Source organism: Candidatus Tenderia electrophaga (assembly GCA_001447805.1).
GTDB classification, from domain to species: domain Bacteria; phylum Pseudomonadota; class Gammaproteobacteria; order Tenderiales; family Tenderiaceae; genus Tenderia; species Tenderia electrophaga.
In genome coordinates this window covers 2,050,666-2,066,701 of the sequence record CP013099.1, presented here as the reverse complement: position 1 = coordinate 2,066,701, position 16,036 = coordinate 2,050,666, and the positions used below count along the sequence as shown (strand labels likewise).

The 16,036-nt window shown below is 58.9% G+C and carries 14 protein-coding genes; 10 read left to right on the top strand and 4 right to left on the bottom strand.

What is annotated here, in order from left to right; translation table 11 throughout:
- Positions 1-36: 36 nt before the first annotated feature.
- Genes Tel_09450 through Tel_09420 form a run of 7 tightly spaced genes read left to right on the top strand, consistent with a single transcriptional unit; the run spans position 37 to position 6,082 of the window.
- Complete coding sequence (locus Tel_09450; protein ID ALP53360.1) at positions 37-1,374, top strand: aminodeoxychorismate synthase, component I; 1,338 nt, start codon at positions 37-39, stop codon at positions 1,372-1,374.
- On the top strand, positions 1,358-2,203 hold the full coding sequence (locus Tel_09445; GenBank protein ALP54805.1) for a hypothetical protein: 846 nt from the start codon (positions 1,358-1,360) through the stop codon (positions 2,201-2,203). The genes Tel_09450 and Tel_09445 overlap by 17 nt, the downstream gene beginning before the upstream one ends.
- Positions 2,196-3,206 carry an aminodeoxychorismate lyase gene (locus tag Tel_09440; GenBank protein ID ALP54804.1) on the top strand — a complete coding sequence of 337 codons (1,011 nt, stop codon included), beginning with the start codon at positions 2,196-2,198 and terminating at the stop codon, positions 3,204-3,206. The genes Tel_09445 and Tel_09440 overlap by 8 nt, the downstream gene beginning before the upstream one ends.
- Before the next feature lie 9 nt (positions 3,207-3,215).
- On the top strand, positions 3,216-3,848 hold the full coding sequence (locus Tel_09435; protein ID ALP53359.1) for a thymidylate kinase: 633 nt from the start codon (positions 3,216-3,218) through the stop codon (positions 3,846-3,848).
- Between the two features lie 2 nt (positions 3,849-3,850).
- A complete protein-coding gene (locus Tel_09430; GenBank protein ID ALP53358.1) occupies positions 3,851-4,852 on the top strand; it encodes a hypothetical protein in 1,002 nt (333 codons plus the stop codon).
- 33 nt (positions 4,853-4,885) lie between these two features.
- Positions 4,886-5,266, top strand: a complete 381-nt coding sequence (locus Tel_09425) for a pilus assembly protein PilZ (protein ALP53357.1) — start codon at positions 4,886-4,888, stop codon at positions 5,264-5,266.
- Positions 5,267-5,299: 33 nt separating this feature from the next.
- Positions 5,300-6,082, top strand: a complete 783-nt coding sequence (locus Tel_09420; GenBank protein ALP53356.1) for a hypothetical protein — start codon at positions 5,300-5,302, stop codon at positions 6,080-6,082.
- A 111-nt stretch (positions 6,083-6,193) separates the two neighbouring features.
- On the opposite strand, the gene Tel_09415 is transcribed toward Tel_09420, so the two are convergent.
- The gene (locus Tel_09415) at positions 6,194-7,324 is read right to left on the bottom strand and encodes a class V aminotransferase (protein ID ALP53355.1); all 1,131 of its coding nucleotides are present in this window, start codon (positions 7,322-7,324) and stop codon (positions 6,194-6,196) included.
- A 118-nt stretch (positions 7,325-7,442) separates the two neighbouring features.
- Between Tel_09415 and Tel_09410 the strand changes: the two genes are divergently transcribed.
- The 3 genes from Tel_09410 to Tel_09400 all read left to right on the top strand — a co-directional run bounded on the left by Tel_09410 (position 7,443) and on the right by Tel_09400 (position 11,334).
- Positions 7,443-8,765: a hypothetical protein gene (locus Tel_09410; protein ID ALP53354.1), complete on the top strand. Its 1,323-nt coding sequence runs from the start codon at positions 7,443-7,445 to the stop codon at positions 8,763-8,765.
- Positions 8,766-9,046: 281 nt separating this feature from the next.
- Positions 9,047-10,114 carry a hypothetical protein gene (locus tag Tel_09405; protein ID ALP53353.1) on the top strand — a complete coding sequence of 356 codons (1,068 nt, stop codon included), beginning with the start codon at positions 9,047-9,049 and terminating at the stop codon, positions 10,112-10,114.
- Positions 10,115-10,257: 143 nt separating this feature from the next.
- Entirely contained in the window at positions 10,258-11,334 is a 1,077-nt protein-coding gene (locus tag Tel_09400) for a hypothetical protein (protein ALP53352.1), read from the top strand.
- A 5-nt stretch (positions 11,335-11,339) separates the two neighbouring features.
- Here Tel_09400 and Tel_09395 read toward each other — a convergent pair whose 3' ends face one another.
- The 3 genes from Tel_09395 to Tel_09385 form a co-directional block, all read right to left on the bottom strand.
- Complete coding sequence (locus Tel_09395; GenBank protein ALP53351.1) at positions 11,340-13,115, bottom strand: hypothetical protein; 1,776 nt, start codon at positions 13,113-13,115, stop codon at positions 11,340-11,342.
- Between the two features lie 5 nt (positions 13,116-13,120).
- Positions 13,121-13,507: a hypothetical protein gene (locus Tel_09390; GenBank protein ID ALP53350.1), complete on the bottom strand. Its 387-nt coding sequence runs from the start codon at positions 13,505-13,507 to the stop codon at positions 13,121-13,123.
- A 74-nt stretch (positions 13,508-13,581) separates the two neighbouring features.
- Entirely contained in the window at positions 13,582-15,666 is a 2,085-nt protein-coding gene (locus Tel_09385) for a hypothetical protein (GenBank protein ALP53349.1), read from the bottom strand.
- Positions 15,667-16,036: the final 370 nt, after the last annotated feature.

The following is a 16,036-nucleotide window of genomic DNA, read 5'->3' as shown; positions in this document are numbered from 1 at the left end:
CATGGGCTTAACCCCCCATGCAGACTCGGGTGTCGCATGTTGATTCGGCCATCACCCTGTATCCGCCGTCTGGACAGCACGATTGATCTGCTGGCGCTGCACCAGTCTCAGCCCGAGCGTTATCCCTACCTGCTTGAGAGCGTGGTACACGGTACGCCGCAGTCGCGCTACGACATCCTGTTCGCTTTTCCGGGCGCTGGCATGGAAGCCGGCGATAGCGGTTTTCTCGACCAACTGGAACAGGACTGGCGGCGTCATCACGTGCCCGTGCTGGAAACGGAGTTGCCGTTTGCGGGCGGCTGGTTTGTCTACCTCGGCTACGAGCTGGCCGCGGAGATAGAACCGACGCTGAATCTGCCGGCTGAACAGACCCCCTTGCCCAGCGCGTTCGCCACCCGCATACCGGCCGCGCTGATCCGTGATCATCACCACGCCTGCACCTATCTTGTCTGCGAACCGGGTCGAGAAGCGTTGCTGGCGCAGATGGAGGCGGACCTTGGCGATGCTGACGCGCTGATTGACATGCCGCCCCAGGTGCTGGGGGTGGAGGAAGATGATCCGCAGCGCTACCTCGACGCTGTGAATCGTATTCGCGATTACATCCGCGAGGGTGATGTGTTCCAGGTCAATCTATCGCGCGCCTGGCGTATGCAGCTGCGCCAGACGACAGCGATCGATGTGTATCAATCGCTGCGCCGCCACAACCCGGCACCGTTTGCGGCGCTGGTGAATTACGGCGGCACGGCCATTATCAGCTCTTCGCCCGAGCGCTTGGTGGAAGTGCACGACGCTCGGGCCAGCACCCGTCCCATTGCCGGCACCCGGCCGCGCAGCGGTGATCAGGCGGCCGACCGGGCCTTTTCGGACACCCTGATGGCCCATCCCAAAGAACGCGCCGAGCATGTCATGCTCATCGATCTGGAGCGCAATGATCTGGGGCGCGTGTGCCAGCCGGGCAGTATGCGCGTGGATGAGTTGATGGTGCTGGAATCCTATGCCCATGTGCACCACATCGTGTCCAATGTCAGCGGCCGTCTGCGCCGCGGGGTCACGCCCATGGAGGTGATTCGGGCGGTGTTTCCCGGCGGCACCATCACCGGCTGTCCCAAGGTGCGTTGCATGGAAATCATTCAGGCGTTGGAACACACGGCGCGCGGTCCCTATACCGGTTCGGTGGGTTACATCAGCCATTGCGGCCGCATGGACTTCAATATTCTGATTCGCACCATGTTGTTGGACGGCGATCGGCTTAGCTTCCGTACCGGTGCCGGTATCGTCGCCGATTCCGTTGCCGAACACGAACTGCAGGAGACCCGCGCCAAGGCGCGCGGCTTATTGCGCGCCCTGGGTTTGGATGATGCCGCATCTGCTTAACGGTCACAGCGCCATCGACATCGGTTTGCAGGATCGCGGCCTGCAGTACGGTGACGGCCTGTTCGAAACCATCGCGGTACGCCGGGGCCGACTGGAGTTCTGGCAGCAACACATGCAGCGATTGCAGGCCGGCTGCCGGCGCTTGCAGATCCCGTGTCCGGACAGCCGATTGCTGTTGGCCGAGGCGCGGCACTTGCTTCAAGGCCGCAGTGAGGCGGTGATCAAGATCATCGTCACCCGTGGCGAGGGCGGTCGCGGTTATCGCGCCCCCGAGTACACCCTGGCGCGGCCCAACCGGATCGTCTCCTTGTACGATTGGCCCGACCATCCCGCCGCCAATCAACGCGCCGGGGTGGCGGCCCGTATCTGTACAACGGCGCTCGGCATCAATCCGGCCTTGGCCGGCATCAAACACCTCAACCGCTTGGAACAAGTCCTGGCGCGCAGTGAATGGGATGACGCACATATCCATGAGGGGCTGATGCTGGATGTGCACGGGCATCTCATCGAAGCCACCATGAGCAATGTGTTTTTTATCAAGGCCGGCACGCTGTACACGCCTGATTTGGCCAACTGCGGCGTGGCCGGCATTATGCGGGATGTGATTCTGGATATCGCCCGTAGCGGCCACATTCCGTGTGACATCGGTCACTTCAGCCGCGCTGACCTCGAGGCCGCGGACGAGCTGTTCATTTGCAACTCCCTGATTGGTATTTGGCCACTCAAACAACTGGAGCAGTATAGCTTTCCAGCGGGGCCGCTGACGCACCAGATCATCAACGCGCTTGATCGCGCCAGGCATGAGCATGCGGGCCATGAAAATATCTAAATTCGTTTTCAAGCTGCTAGGCATCAGCGCCATCGGTCTAGGTCTGGTGGGGGGCTGGTTCGCGTTCGAGCTGTTTAGCTTTCAGCGCAACGCGATGAATGTCACCGCAGAAAAGATCTTCGTGGTTGAGCCGGGCAGCAGCCTGAGTGGGATTGCGCGCCGGCTCCACAACGCGGGGGTGATCGAGCAGCCGCGCTATCTCAGCCTCGTGGGGCGCTGGCGCGGCCACGCGCAACGGCTCCAAGCTGGCGAATACCGCCTCGAACCCGGCATGACGCCGCTGCAACTGCTCGATCGCATGGTGGCCGGCGAGGTGGTGCAATACGCCCTCACCGTTGTCGAAGGCTGGACCTTCAAAGAGATGCTGCAGGCGGTCGCCGCGCATGAAAAGCTGAGCCATACCCTGGAGGGTTTGGACAGCGCCCAAATCATGCACCGCCTGGGGGTGGCGGGGGAGCATCCGGAAGGCCGCTTTCTCCCCGAGACCTATCACTTCGCCGCCGGCCTGAGTGATGTGGAATTCCTCAAACGCGCCTATCAGGCCATGCGCGCGCTCTTGCAACGCGAGTGGCCGCTGCGCGCCGCCGGGCTGCCCTATGCAAGCCCCTACGAGGCTCTGATCATGGCATCCATCATCGAGAAGGAGACCGCCGTGCCGGCGGAGCGGGCCGAAATCGCCGGCGTCTTTGTGCGGCGGCTGGAAAAGGGCATGCGCCTGCAGACCGACCCCACCGTGATCTACGGCCTGGGCGAGGATTTTGACGGCAATATCCGGCGTCGTGACCTACGCCATGACACCCCTTATAACACCTACACCCGTCATGGCCTGCCGCCCACGCCCATCGCCCTGCCGGGCGCCGACGCGGTCTATGCCGCCTTGCATCCCGCGCCGGGTGAAAGCCTGTACTTCGTCGCCAAGGGCGACGGCAGTCACCATTTCTCCGCCACGCTGGAAGAACACATTAACGCAGTGCGACAATACCAACTCAGGCGCCAACCATAAGAGCTCAGCATGAAACCAGGTCTGTTTATCACCGTCGAAGGCATCGAAGGGGTGGGCAAGTCCACCAACATGGAATACGTGCATGAAGCGCTGTTGGCGGCAGGTATCCAAGTCGTGTTGAGCCGCGAACCGGGCGGTACCCCGCTGGGTGAAAAGATCCGCGCCCTGTTGTTGGATCACACCAATGAACGCATCACTGCCGACACCGAGCTGCTGCTCATGTTCGCGGCCCGGGCCCAGCATATCGCCGAGGTGATCCGACCGGCCCTGGCGCAGGGCAAGTGGGTGTTATGCGATCGTTTTACCGACGCCACCTATGCCTACCAGGGCGGTGGCCGCGGCATCGACATGGCGCGTATCGCCGCCTTGGAGCAGTGGGTGCAGGGCGAGCTGCGGCCCGACGCCACCCTGCTGCTGGATGCGCCGGTGGGAGTGGGGCTGGCGCGTGCCGCGGGGCGCGCGCAACAGGCCGATCGCTTTGAACGGGAACAGCAGGCCTTTTTCATCAAGGTGCGCCAGGCCTACCTGGACATGGCCAGTCAAGCGCCCGGGCGCTATTGCGTCATCGATGCCGCCCAGCCGCTGGAACAGGTTAAGATACAACTCGGTGAAGTCATCAACCGGCTAATCAAGGCGTATTGAACATGTCGTCCGTGTATCCCTGGCAACAGTCCCAATGGCAGCGCCTCCAGGCCGCGCGGCAACAAGGCCGGCTGCCCCATGCGCTGCTGCTGACCGGTGCGCAGGGGATGGGCAAAGCGGCCTTCGCGCGGCTGTTCGCCCAAAGTCTGTTATGCGAGACAACGCTGCAAGACGCCATCCCGTGCGGGGTGTGCCGCTATTGCCGGCTGTATGAGGCCGGCAACCACCCGGACATCATCTCGATGGCGCCGCCGGAAGGCAAAAAGGTGATCGCCGTGGACCAGGTCCGCGCCATCGCCCAGTTCGTGACACTCACGTCCCAATACGCCGGTTACAAGGTGGTGATCATCGAGCCCGCCGAGGTCATGAACATCAATGCCAGCAACAGCCTGCTCAAGACCCTGGAAGAACCCTCGGCCGAGACCCTGTTGCTGCTGGTCACCCACCAGCCGGCCCAGCTGCCGGCCACCATCCGCTCGCGCTGCCAAGAGGTCCGTTTCGGCATCGAGCCGGATGCCGGCCGCGCCTGGTTGGCGCAGCAGCTACCGACTGATGCCGATATCGATCTATTGCTCGCCCTGGCCGGGGGCGCGCCCCTCAAGGCCTTGGAACTGTCCGGCGACGGCATGGCGCAACAACGCGAGCGCCTGCTGGACGGCCTGGAACAATTCGTGCGCCGCCAACTCGACCCGATTGCCCTGGCAGCGCAGTGCGTCAAGCTGGGCGCCGAGCGCAGCCTGGATTGGCTCTATTCCTGGAGCGCCGACATGATTCGCCTCAAGAGCGCCGCCGGGCGACCGCCGCGTCAGGCCAACCCGGATCTTCACGACCGTTTGCTAAAGTTGGCGGATCAGGTATCTTTGACTCAGCTGTTTCTGTTGCAGGATCGTGTCAGACAGGCGCAGCGGGCGCTGGAGCGCAATCTCAACCCCAGCCTGGTAATGGAATCCGTATTGATCCACTGGCAGCACAGCGTGGCTCACAACAAGCAGAAAATTGCTTAAAGATAAAACAAGTTAGGTACGATAACTAAGCCAATGGCTGAAGCAGAAGACAACAAACCGTCTGCCCCCGCAGCGCCGCGACAAGGGATTTTGTCACTCACCATCAAGGACAAAGGCGCCCTTTACGCGGCCTATATGCCGTTTGTCAAAAACGGCGGCCTGTTTATCCCCACCAACAAGGACTACAAGCTGGGCGACGAAGTCTTCATGCTGCTCAAGCTGATGGAAGAGACCGAAAAACTGCCTATCGTCGGCAAGGTGATTTGGATCACCCCCAAGGGCGCCCAGGGCAACCGGGTGGCCGGCATCGGGGTGCAATTCGCCTCCGACCAGGACGGCGAGAATGCGCGCAAGAAGATCGAAACCTATCTGGGCGGCGCGCTCAAGTCGGATCGTCCCACCCATACCATGTAATTCCCTTAAAGTAATACTTTCAATTTTATGTCTATGCAATTGATAGATTCCCATTGTCACCTGGATCGTCTTGATTTGGAGGCCCTCGGCGGCGACCTGGACCATGTCTTCGAGCAGGCCCGGGCGCTGGACGTCCAGCAGATGCTCTGCGTCGCCATCAATCTGGAGCTGTGGCCCGCCATGATGGCGATCGTGGAGCGCTACGAACAGGTCTATGCCTCGGTGGGCGTCCATCCCAATGAAGACGCGGGTGAAGAACCCAGCGTGGCAAGATTGGTGGAGCTGGCCGCCCATCCCAAGGTGATCGCCATCGGCGAGACCGGGCTGGATTACTTCAGGAGTGAGGGTGAGCTGGAATGGCAGCGCGAGCGCTTTCGGCGCCACATCCGCGCCGCCAGACAGACGGGCAAGCCCCTGATCATCCACAGCCGCGAGGCCCAACCCGACACCCTCAACATCATGGCCGAGGAGGGCGCCGACGAGTTCGGCGGTATCATGCATTGCTTTGTGGATGACTGGGAGACGGCGCGGCGCGCCATTGAGCTCAACTTCGTCATCTCCTTTTCCGGCATCGTCACCTTCAAAAATGCCACCGAGTTGAAACAGGTGGCCCGGCAGTGCCCGTTGGAGAAGATGCTGGTGGAGACCGATTCGCCCTATCTGACCCCCATGCCGTATCGCGGCAAGAGCAATCAGCCCGGCTATACCCGCTACGTGGCCGAGCATATTGCCGAGCTGAAGGGGATTTCGGTGGAGGAGGTGGCGGCGGCGACTACCGAGAATTTCTATCGGTTGTTTCCTCAGTGCAGGGGCTGAATCCCTAAATCCCCCCTAGCCCCCCTTTTTCAAAGGGGGGAACAATACATGACACTAAGCGGGTTGGCAGAGAATCATTCCCCCCTTTCCTAAAGGGGGGCTAGGGGGGATTTAAAGCCCCCTAGCCACAACCTCCAATGCCTCATCCAGCAGCGCCCGCGGCGTATAGAAATGCGGCGAAAACCGTATCCCGCCGCCACGCAAAGCGCAGAACACATTACGCTGCTGCAACGTCTGGAATATCTCATCATCCTTGTCACCGGCAGTAAAACTGACAATGCCGCCGTAGCGCCCCGCGTCGGTATTGGTGAGCAACTCTACACCTTGCATGGCATCTATTCGTTGGCATAAATAGCGACTGTTTTCCAACAGCCGTCTTTCCACTAGATCCATGCCGGTCTCCAGCAGCAATTGAATACTGGCCTGCAAGGCATGAATGGCGATCATATTCGGGCTGCCGCACTCGAAGCGCCGCGCCGTCTTGGCGACCTTCCAATCTTTATAGGTGTAGTTGCCCAGCGGATCGACCATGTGCCAGCCGTACTGGGTCAGCTTGAGCTGTTCGCGCAACTCGGGGCGGCAGTAGAAAAAGCCCAGCCCCTCCGGCCCCAGCATCCACTTGTGGCCGTCGGCCATGACGAAGTCGGCCTTGACGGCCTGCACGTCGAATTGCACCGCACCGACACTCTGGATGGCGTCGACGCAGAACAGGATTCCATTTTCGCGGCAGAACCGGCCGATGCGTTCCAGGTCCATGCGCAAGCCCGAGGCATACTGGATGGAACTGATGGTGATCATGCGCGTGTTCTGATCCACCTTGGCGAACAGCGCCTCCTCGGGACTGGCGCCGCTGTTCAGATCAGCCTCGCGAAACTCCACCCCGTATTGCCCCAAGGATTCCCAGACGATGCGATTGGAGGGAAACTCCTGATCGCTGGAAACGATGTTGTGACCCACCTGCCACTCCAGGCCGTAGGCGACGAAGGAGAGCGCCTCGGAGGTGTTCTTGACCAGGGCGATGTCGTCGGCGGAGGGGGCGTTGATCAGTTCCGCCAGTTGGCGCCGTAACAGCTGCTCCAGCTTGAGCCAGGCGGGATAATGGCTCGAGCCGAGACGGGCGTTTTCATCGGCGAAGCCCCGCACCGCATCCCGCGTCACCGCCGGCCAGGGGGCCACAGCGGCGTGGTTGAGGTGGATCATGTGCTCGAGATGGGGGAACTGCTGCGTGTCGGATTTTGGCATAATGTATTAACTTTTGATTGTAGATGTCTGATTACTATAGTGAATCGCTTGCAATCCTGGCAAGCGCCGATTACTGTGGTGTAATTTGCGGGTGGATCTTACTAAAGGACTCGTTTGGATGGATATGGTTCTGCTTTATGTGCTTGCCGGCATCCTGCTCGGCGCCGTGATCGCCGCGCTGTGGCTCAAACTGCGCGGTGGCGCGGCGGCGCAGCAAAGCGGTGTACTCCAGGCCCAACTGGAGGCCGAAAGGCAGAACGGCGCCCGCCTGGAAAAGCAATCGGCCGAGCTGAGGCACGAAAATCAAGCGCGCCAGGACGAAAACAGCCAGCTGCGTGCCGCCATCGCCCGGTTGGAAACCCAACTGGCCGAGGAGCGCAAACAATCCACGGAAAAACTTAAACTCCTGGAAGAGACCCGCACCCGGCTCAACACCGAGTTCGAAAACCTTGCCAACAAGATCCTGGACGAAAAGAGCAAAAAATTCACCGAACAAAACCGTGAAAATATCGATCGCGTGCTGCACCCCTTGCGCGAACAATTGGGCGATTTCCGGCGCAAGGTGGAGGATGTCTATGACAAGGAATCCAAGGACCGCATGTCCCTATTTCATGAGATCAAGAGCCTGAAAGACCTGAACCTGCAGATCAGCGAAGATGCCCTCAACCTCACCAACGCGCTCAAGGGCCAGACCAAGACCCAGGGCACCTGGGGCGAGGTGATCCTGGAACGGGTGCTGGAGGAATCCGGCCTGCATAACGGCCGCGAGTACGAAACCCAAGGCACGTTCACCGGCGAGGAGGGCAAGCGCCTGCGCCCGGACGTGATCGTCCACCTGCCCGAGGGCAAGGATATCGTGATCGACTCCAAGGTCTCGCTCACCGCCTATGAACGTTACTGTTCCAGCGATGACGACGCCCAGCGCCAGGCCGCTTTAAAGGAGCACATCGCCTCACTCAAGGCCCACATAAAAGCGCTCAGCGTCAAAAACTATGAAAGCCTGGCCGAAATTAGGTCGCTCGATTTCGTGCTGCTGTTCGTGCCCATCGAGGCAGCCTTCATCACCGCGGTGGAAAACGACCGCGATATCTTCCGCGAGGCCTTCGACAAGAACATCATCGTGGTCAGTCCCACCACTTTGCTAGCCACTCTTAAGACTGTGCACAACATCTGGCGTTATGAATACCAGAATCGCAATGCCCTGGAGATTGCCGACCGGGCCGGCAGTCTCTACGACCAGTTTGTGCTGTTTGTTGAATCCATGGACGATATCGGCGATAAGCTCGGTAAGGCCAGCGACGCCTACCACACCGCGCGTAAGCGTCTGGTGGACGGCAAAGGTAACCTTGTGGGTCGCACCGAAAAGCTGAAAAAGCTGGGCGCCAAGGCCAAGAAGGCCCTTGACGGAAAGCTGTTGATCGAGGCGGCAGACAATGACTAAACGCTAAACCGCCGGGGCGCTAGCGGCCTAAGAGCTTATTAATGCCATGCCAAACAATAAGGTTCCGCCGGCCGCGTACAGGCGGGGCTATTAAAGCAAACACACGTCTTCCCCCAAGACTTATTAAAGATATTGATATAGTAACAATAATTCGTTATATCTGAGTAATTTGGTCAGATATAAAATCAAGCAATAGAATAGGCTATATAAAATATTAAACAGAGTCTAAAGATGTATTAGAACAAGCCGATATAGATATTAGGTGCAGTAATAAGGGCCTGATGATGACTCTGTTCGGCAGCGAAAACCAATCTTTTGCGAATCCTCTTCGCGTGTTCGTATTCGTGATAGCTGGCATAACGCTATTTTTCTCGCCCGCCTTGAAAGACAGCCGGGCCGCCTTCACCCTCAACTTCATCCCGGATGACGGCAGTTATGACAGCACCTCCAACGACATCAACTATTCCTGCAATATGTCGTATATCTCCGATTTCAATTGTGACAGTGGTGGTTTCGGCGGCTCTTTTGATGAGAACGGTTCCCACGACGACGGCACGGCCGCCTACCAGCGCATGTTCACCAGTGGCGGCAAAACCTATTACCACGTCATTATCGGCGATTACACCCAGGACAGTTTTTATATGGAGTATATGATCGAGGCCGACTCCGGCTGGGACCGCTACAACGGCGATTTCGCCGCCAGCGCCAGTACCGGTAACAATTCCACGACCAGCGATCGCGAATTCAACATGGACAATCCCTATAGCGCCGATTCCTCCAGAACAGGCACCGGGACGGGGAACCCGAACCGCGTCATCATGCGCCAGATTCTGGATGACGGCATTACCTACAACGAATTTCTAAAGGACCAATTCGACAGAAAACCGCTGATCACTCAAACCGTGACAGATAATGACCCGACCGAAGGCATCATCCAGGAATACACCCTGGACATGCGCGGCAAGACCTACGCCGATAACACCCCGATCACCGAGAACGAACGCACCAACCGGACCATCCTGATCGGTGACACGGCCGCCAATCAGGGCGACTACGATGATACCTATGCGGTGATCACACCGACCTTTTTCCGCGAAGGCAATGACACCATCAGCGCCGGGGCGTATACCTACAGCACCGGTTCGGGCTATGGGGGCAGTGATGGGACTTACATATATTATCAGAGCGACGGTGTCACGGTAGATAACAGCGGTTTTCAGCCGGTGGACAAGGACTATTCCGTGTTTTGTATCCAGGAGCAAAACGTCGACTGGTCCGGCAACGGCGCCTGTACCAATGGTGACGGCGGGGGTGGTGGCCGTGGCGGTGGCGGTTGGGGCGGCTGGTAGCCTGTATCTGATTGAAATAATGAGGTTGTTTTGCGTGTAACATGAGCATCGTCAATGATCTGTTAATTAAAAAGGGGTAATTGAGTGCATTAGTCAGCGCTAAAGCTCTGCCCCGACGTGGTCGATAACCTTTCCAGATGCATATGAAGTATCTGGATATGTCGCCTATACGATCAAAACTAAAATTTCTCGTACAGCCTCTGGTGTTGGCCCTGGCCACCTCATTGCTGTTTCTGTCTCCCGCGCTGCGTGACACCCAGGCGGCCTTTGAGCTGAACTTTGATCCGACCACTAACAACGACCATAACTACAGCAGCACGGGCAACGACGTCAATTATTCCTGCGGCATGTCCTTTGGGTCGGATTTTAACTGCGGTGGCGGCTGGGGAGGGGGCACCGACGAAAACGGCGCCCACCTTGACGGCACCGCCGCTTACCAGCGCATGTTCAGCTACGGCGGCAAGAACTATTACCACGTCATTATCGGTGACTCCACAACGGATGATTTTTATCTTGAGTACATGATCGAGGCCAACTCCGGTTGGGCTGAATACAATAACGACTTTGCCGCCAGCGCCAGTACCGGTAATAACAGCAGCACCAGCAATCGCGAATTCAACATGATCAATCCCTATGATTCCGATTCCTCCAGGACCGGGACAGGCACGGGGAATCCCAATCGAGTGATAATCCGACAGGTCGCCGATGACGGCACCACGCGCAATGAATTCCTGAAGGACCAGTTTGATCGCAAGCCCCTGATCACCCAGACCATGTCGGACCCCAATCCGACGGAAGGCATCACCCAGGAATATACCCTGGACATGCGCGGCAAGACCTACGCCGATAACACCCCGATCACCGAGAACGAACGCACCAACCGCACCATCCTGATCGGCGACACTGCCGCCAATCAGGGCGATTACGACGATACCGGCGCGGTTATCACACCGACCTTTTTCCGTGAAGGCAGTGACAGCATCAGCGCCGGCGCGTATACCTACAGCACCGGTTCAGGGTATGGCGGCAGTAACGGCACCTACACCTATTACCAGAAAGACGGGGTTACGGTGAATCCCGGTGGTTTTCAGCCGGTGAACAAGGACTATTCCGTGTTTTGTATTCAGGGGCAAAACGTCGACTGGTCCGGCAACGGCGCCTGTACCAATGGTGACGGAGGGGGTGGCGGCCGCGGCGGCGGTGGCTGGGGCGGCTGGTAATTTGCTCAGCCGCGCTTGAGCACGCGCCAGCGACCGAGATAGAGCTCATCCATGTCGGTATTCCTGAAACAACGAATCGCATCCGCCGGTGTGCAGACCACCGGTTCCCCGCGCACGTTGAACGAGGTGTTCACGACCAATCCATAACCCGTGAGCCTCTTAAACGCCTGGATGAGACGGTAGTAAAGGGGATTCACGTCGGCCGAGACCGTTTGAATACGCGCCGAATAATCCACATGGGTCACGGCCGGGATGTCGGAGCGGATTTGATTGACCTGTTCCAGCCCGGTGACGTCGGATAGTTGTCGGCGCCGATGTTGTTGCACCGGTGCCACCAGCAGCATGTAGGGACTGTCGCCCTCCATGTCAAAATACTCATGCACATCCTCGCGCAGCACCGACGGTGCGAAGGGGCGGAAGGATTCCCGGTATTTGATTTTCAGATTCATGACCGACTGGGTGCGGGGGGAACGCGGATCACCCAAAATACTGCGGTTACCCAAGGCCCGCGGACCGTACTCCATGCGCCCTTGGAACCAGCCGATCACCTTGTCCTCGGCCAGGGCCTTCGCCGCCGCATCAATCAGCGCATCCTCATCCTGCAATTCATAGCACAGCCCGGAATGCTCCAACGCCGCCCCGATATCCTCGTCACTAAATGAGGGCCCCAGATAGCTGCCCGACATACCGTCCGCGCCGCTTAAGCCCGCTCGGTCCCGTTGATGATGCAGGTGGTAGCCCACCAGGGCGGCGCCCAAGGCACCGCCGGCGTCGCCGGCCGCGGGTTGAATCCACAGCTCATCGAAAATACCTTCCCGAAGTAGCTTGCCGTTGGCGACGCAATTTAAGACCACGCCGCCGGCCAGACACAGCTTGTCTACGCCATACTCCTGCCGCAGCGATCGAGACAGCTTCAACACGATTTCCTCAGTGACCACTTGAACCGAGTGGGCCAGGTCCATGTCCATCTGTGTGATCTCGGATTCAGGCCGGCGCGGCCCGCGCCCGAATAATTGGTCGAAGCGGCGATTGGTCATGGTCAGGCCGGTGCAATAATTGAAATAGCGCATATTGAGGCGAAACGAACCGTCGGCGGCGATATCCACCAAGTGTTCGCGGATGACCTCCACATAGGTCGGCCGGCCATAGGGAGCCAGCCCCATGAGTTTGTATTCACCGGCATTGACCTTGAAGCCGCAATAATAGGTGAAGGCGGAATACAGCAGTCCCAGGGAGTGGGGGAAGTGCAGCTCCTTGAGCAAGCGGATGTCGCGCCCCTCGCCCAGCATGACGGTGGTGGTGGCCCATTCGCCGGTGCCGTCCATGGTCAGGATCAGCGCCTGCTCGAAGGGCGAGGGATAAAAGGCCGATGCGGCGTGGGACAAATGGTGCTCGGAAAACAGCAGCTTTGCCGTGATATCCACATCTGCATCCAGCGCGGCGAACTCCTGTTTCAATAGGCGTTTCTGAAACAACTTTTCCTTGAGCCATATCGGCATGGCCTTGACGAAGGAGGCGAAGCCCGCCGGTGCAAAGGCGTGATAGGTCTCCAGCAGACGCTCGAACTTGAGAAAGGGCTTTTCGTAGAAAACGATATTGTCGACTTCGTGCAGCGGAATGCCGGCCTCGGCCAGGCAGTATTCAATAGACTGGCGCGGAAAACCGGCATAGTGTTTCTCGCGGCAAAAGCGCTCTTCCTGCGCTGCGGCCACAATCTGGCCGTCCTTGATCAACGCCGCGGCGCTATCATGGTAGTAGGCGGAAATGCCGAGAATCCACACGCCGATCAGAACTGATTTTTGAAGGAGTCGGGTGACCAGCGCTTGTCATGCGCCAGCCAATAGCTATCCTTCTTTTTCACACGCAAGGCCAGCAAATCACGGCCGAACAGGCGAAACAGCAGGGCGAGGGGGGTGATCAGTAGAAAAAAGGCGATCGCCAACAACAGCCAGGTGTTGATCACAGCGATAATGTGGCCGATCTTGAGCCAGATCTTCACCACCGGGCTCAACACGGCCGGCGCCAATCCGGCGACAAGCAGCAGGGCGGCGCTGATGCCAACCCAGCCCCACGCGGGTGCTTGGGCGTGCAGCAGCGGCCACAGTCCCACGGCCGCGAATATGATCGCCAGTACGGCGCCAAACTGTCTTTCCTGACGATATCTAACACTCATCGATCTGTTTCCCACTGCAACTCCCTGCGCATGGTCTGAGATAATAGCAGCGCCCCGCCTGATGATGCATCCGCTTAGGGTGAGGCGCGCTTGGCCTGCGCCTGAGCCAGGTTGTCGGCGGCCTCGCGCAGTTTGGGATTAATCCGCAACGCCTCCGAAAAATGCTCGATCGCCCGTTCGAAATCGCCTTGTTGCGCCATAATGATGCCGAAATTGTTATGCGCCACGGCGTTGTCCCGGGTGGTCTCCAGCAGCTGTCGTCCCAGTGCTTCCGCCTCGTGATAGCGCTCTTGCCGCCCCAGAAATACCATATAATTCAGCAATGCGGGGCCGTAATCGGGCTTGCTGCGCAGGGCCTGCTTGAAATGGTCTTCCGCCCCCTGTGCGTCACCCCGGGAGGCCAGCAGAACGGCGATCCGATCGTGGGAAAAATAGTTGTCGGCATCCAGTTTCAGATCCGCGCGATAGTGTTCAATGGCTGCGTCGATCTCGCCATTGCGCGCTAGCAAGCCCCCCAGGGCGCGCTGTACCCAGCCCATTTCTGGCGCCACCGCCACTGCCTTTCTGTAATAGTCGATGGCCTGTTGCGGTTTGCCGTTTCTGAACGCCGTCTTGCCGAGCATGCCGTAGACAAAGCCGTTGGGGCCCTCTTTTTCCAGGGCCTTGGAAAACAAGTGGTGGGCCTCATCGAATTTACCGGCCCAGTCCATCAGACGGCCGGCGGTCACCAAGGCCTTGGCGTGGGCGCGGTCGTCCAGGCCGGCGATCACCTCGGCCGTGATACGGGTGATGCGTTCCGGGTTCCAGGTGGGTGCCGGTGTAACGACACCCTGATCGATCAACTGCTGCAACAGCTGCAGGGCCAGCAAGCGGTGCCCCTCGATATTGGGATGCACGTGATCAAGGAAAAACTCATTGCCGAATACCGCATGGTCATAACGGCGCAGATAGGCGCGGCGCAGCACCTGATCGTAATCAATCACCGGCACATCGTGCCAGTCGGCCACTTCGGCGATCAGCCCGGGCATGCTGCTGGGCATACGCAGCGGCGCGATATCTTCGTCGACCGCGCGCCAGAAGGCGGCTTCGGCGGCCTGATAGTGGCCCAGGGCAAACAAGGCCCGGCCCCGTCGGTAGTGCAATTCGGCATAGCGCTCATCGAGCTGCACGGCTTGATCATAGAATTCCAGCGCCGCCTCGGCCGCACCGGCCTGCAAGCGCAGATTACCCTGCTGATAAAGCTTGTCCCATTCACGCCGTTCGGCATTGCCCAGCCCGGCGCGATGCGTACTCTTGAAGGGTGACATGTCCTTGAGATTGACCACCGGCTCGACGAACATGATGCCGGCCCCGGCATTGCGGGCGATAGTTACCATGCGTCCCAGATTTATGCCGTAGTGGGTAAGAATCTGCTGCTTGAGCGTGTCGTCACGCGCATAGCTGCTAGGGCCGATGGTGCGGGTCAGGACTTCGCTGACTTCGTCGTTGAGCTCGCTGCGTGGCGCTTTATCCGCAGCTTGCGGCGCGCCCAGCGTATCGATCGCCCGTTTCAAGGCGCTGTAGGTGCGAGTATGGCTCAATACGGAATCGCCGTATAACATCCAGTAGGGCAGGCGTTTCAGATCGCCGTAAGAGCGTTCCTCGAGAAATTCGTTTTGGCCGGAATAGACGATGAACAGGTCCGGCTGGTATTGGGTCAGCTCCTGCATCAGGCGGGCAACCCGATAGCTGGCATAGCTGACGCCGCCGGCGTTGATCAGCTCCCAATTGCGGCTGGGATCGGCCACGGGCAAAAAGGCGCGCAGCCAGCCGCAAAACGAGGTGCTGTCGCTATAGGGGCGGCCGAAGGTGGTGGACCCGCCCATACAGAAGATGCGATAGCTGTTGTCGCGCTTGTGGGCCGGGAACTGCTGTTCATTGAAGAACTCGATTTTGTTCTTGGCCGTGGTCATGAGCGTGGTGCCAGTGGGAGCCGGCCGCGCCACGAACAGCGGGGCATTGCCGGCGAATCCGACCAGAGGATCCTCGTGCGAGGCCTGGGGACGCACCCCCACCAGTCCCAATACCAGCTCGAGGGCGGCGAAGAACAAAATCAGGATGGTGAGCAGATACAGCGCCTGCCTGAAAACGCCCGCAGTTATGCGTCGACCCTCGACCATCTTGCTTACACTTGCCAGGCCGGTAGGATCAACTCAGAATACGGCATAGATGAACGGCGCGATGGCGCTGCCCTGGACAAACACGATCAGCACACTCAGCAGCAGCAGTATAAAGATAATGGGCAATAACCATAATTTCTTTCTGGTCTTGAGGAATACCAGCAATTCGCGAAAAAAATCCATTTACGTCGATACTCCTTCTACAGATTGCGCGGCGCACTTGGTTAAAGATATCGGACCGCAGGCCGTATCCTTTATTTACAATGAGTTATACGCCGTTGTTGAACAGCGGCACAATCATATCCGATTCGCTTGAACCAGGCGCCGTCACCTCGTATGTCCACACCGCGAAAACCCAGGCAATTTGTTT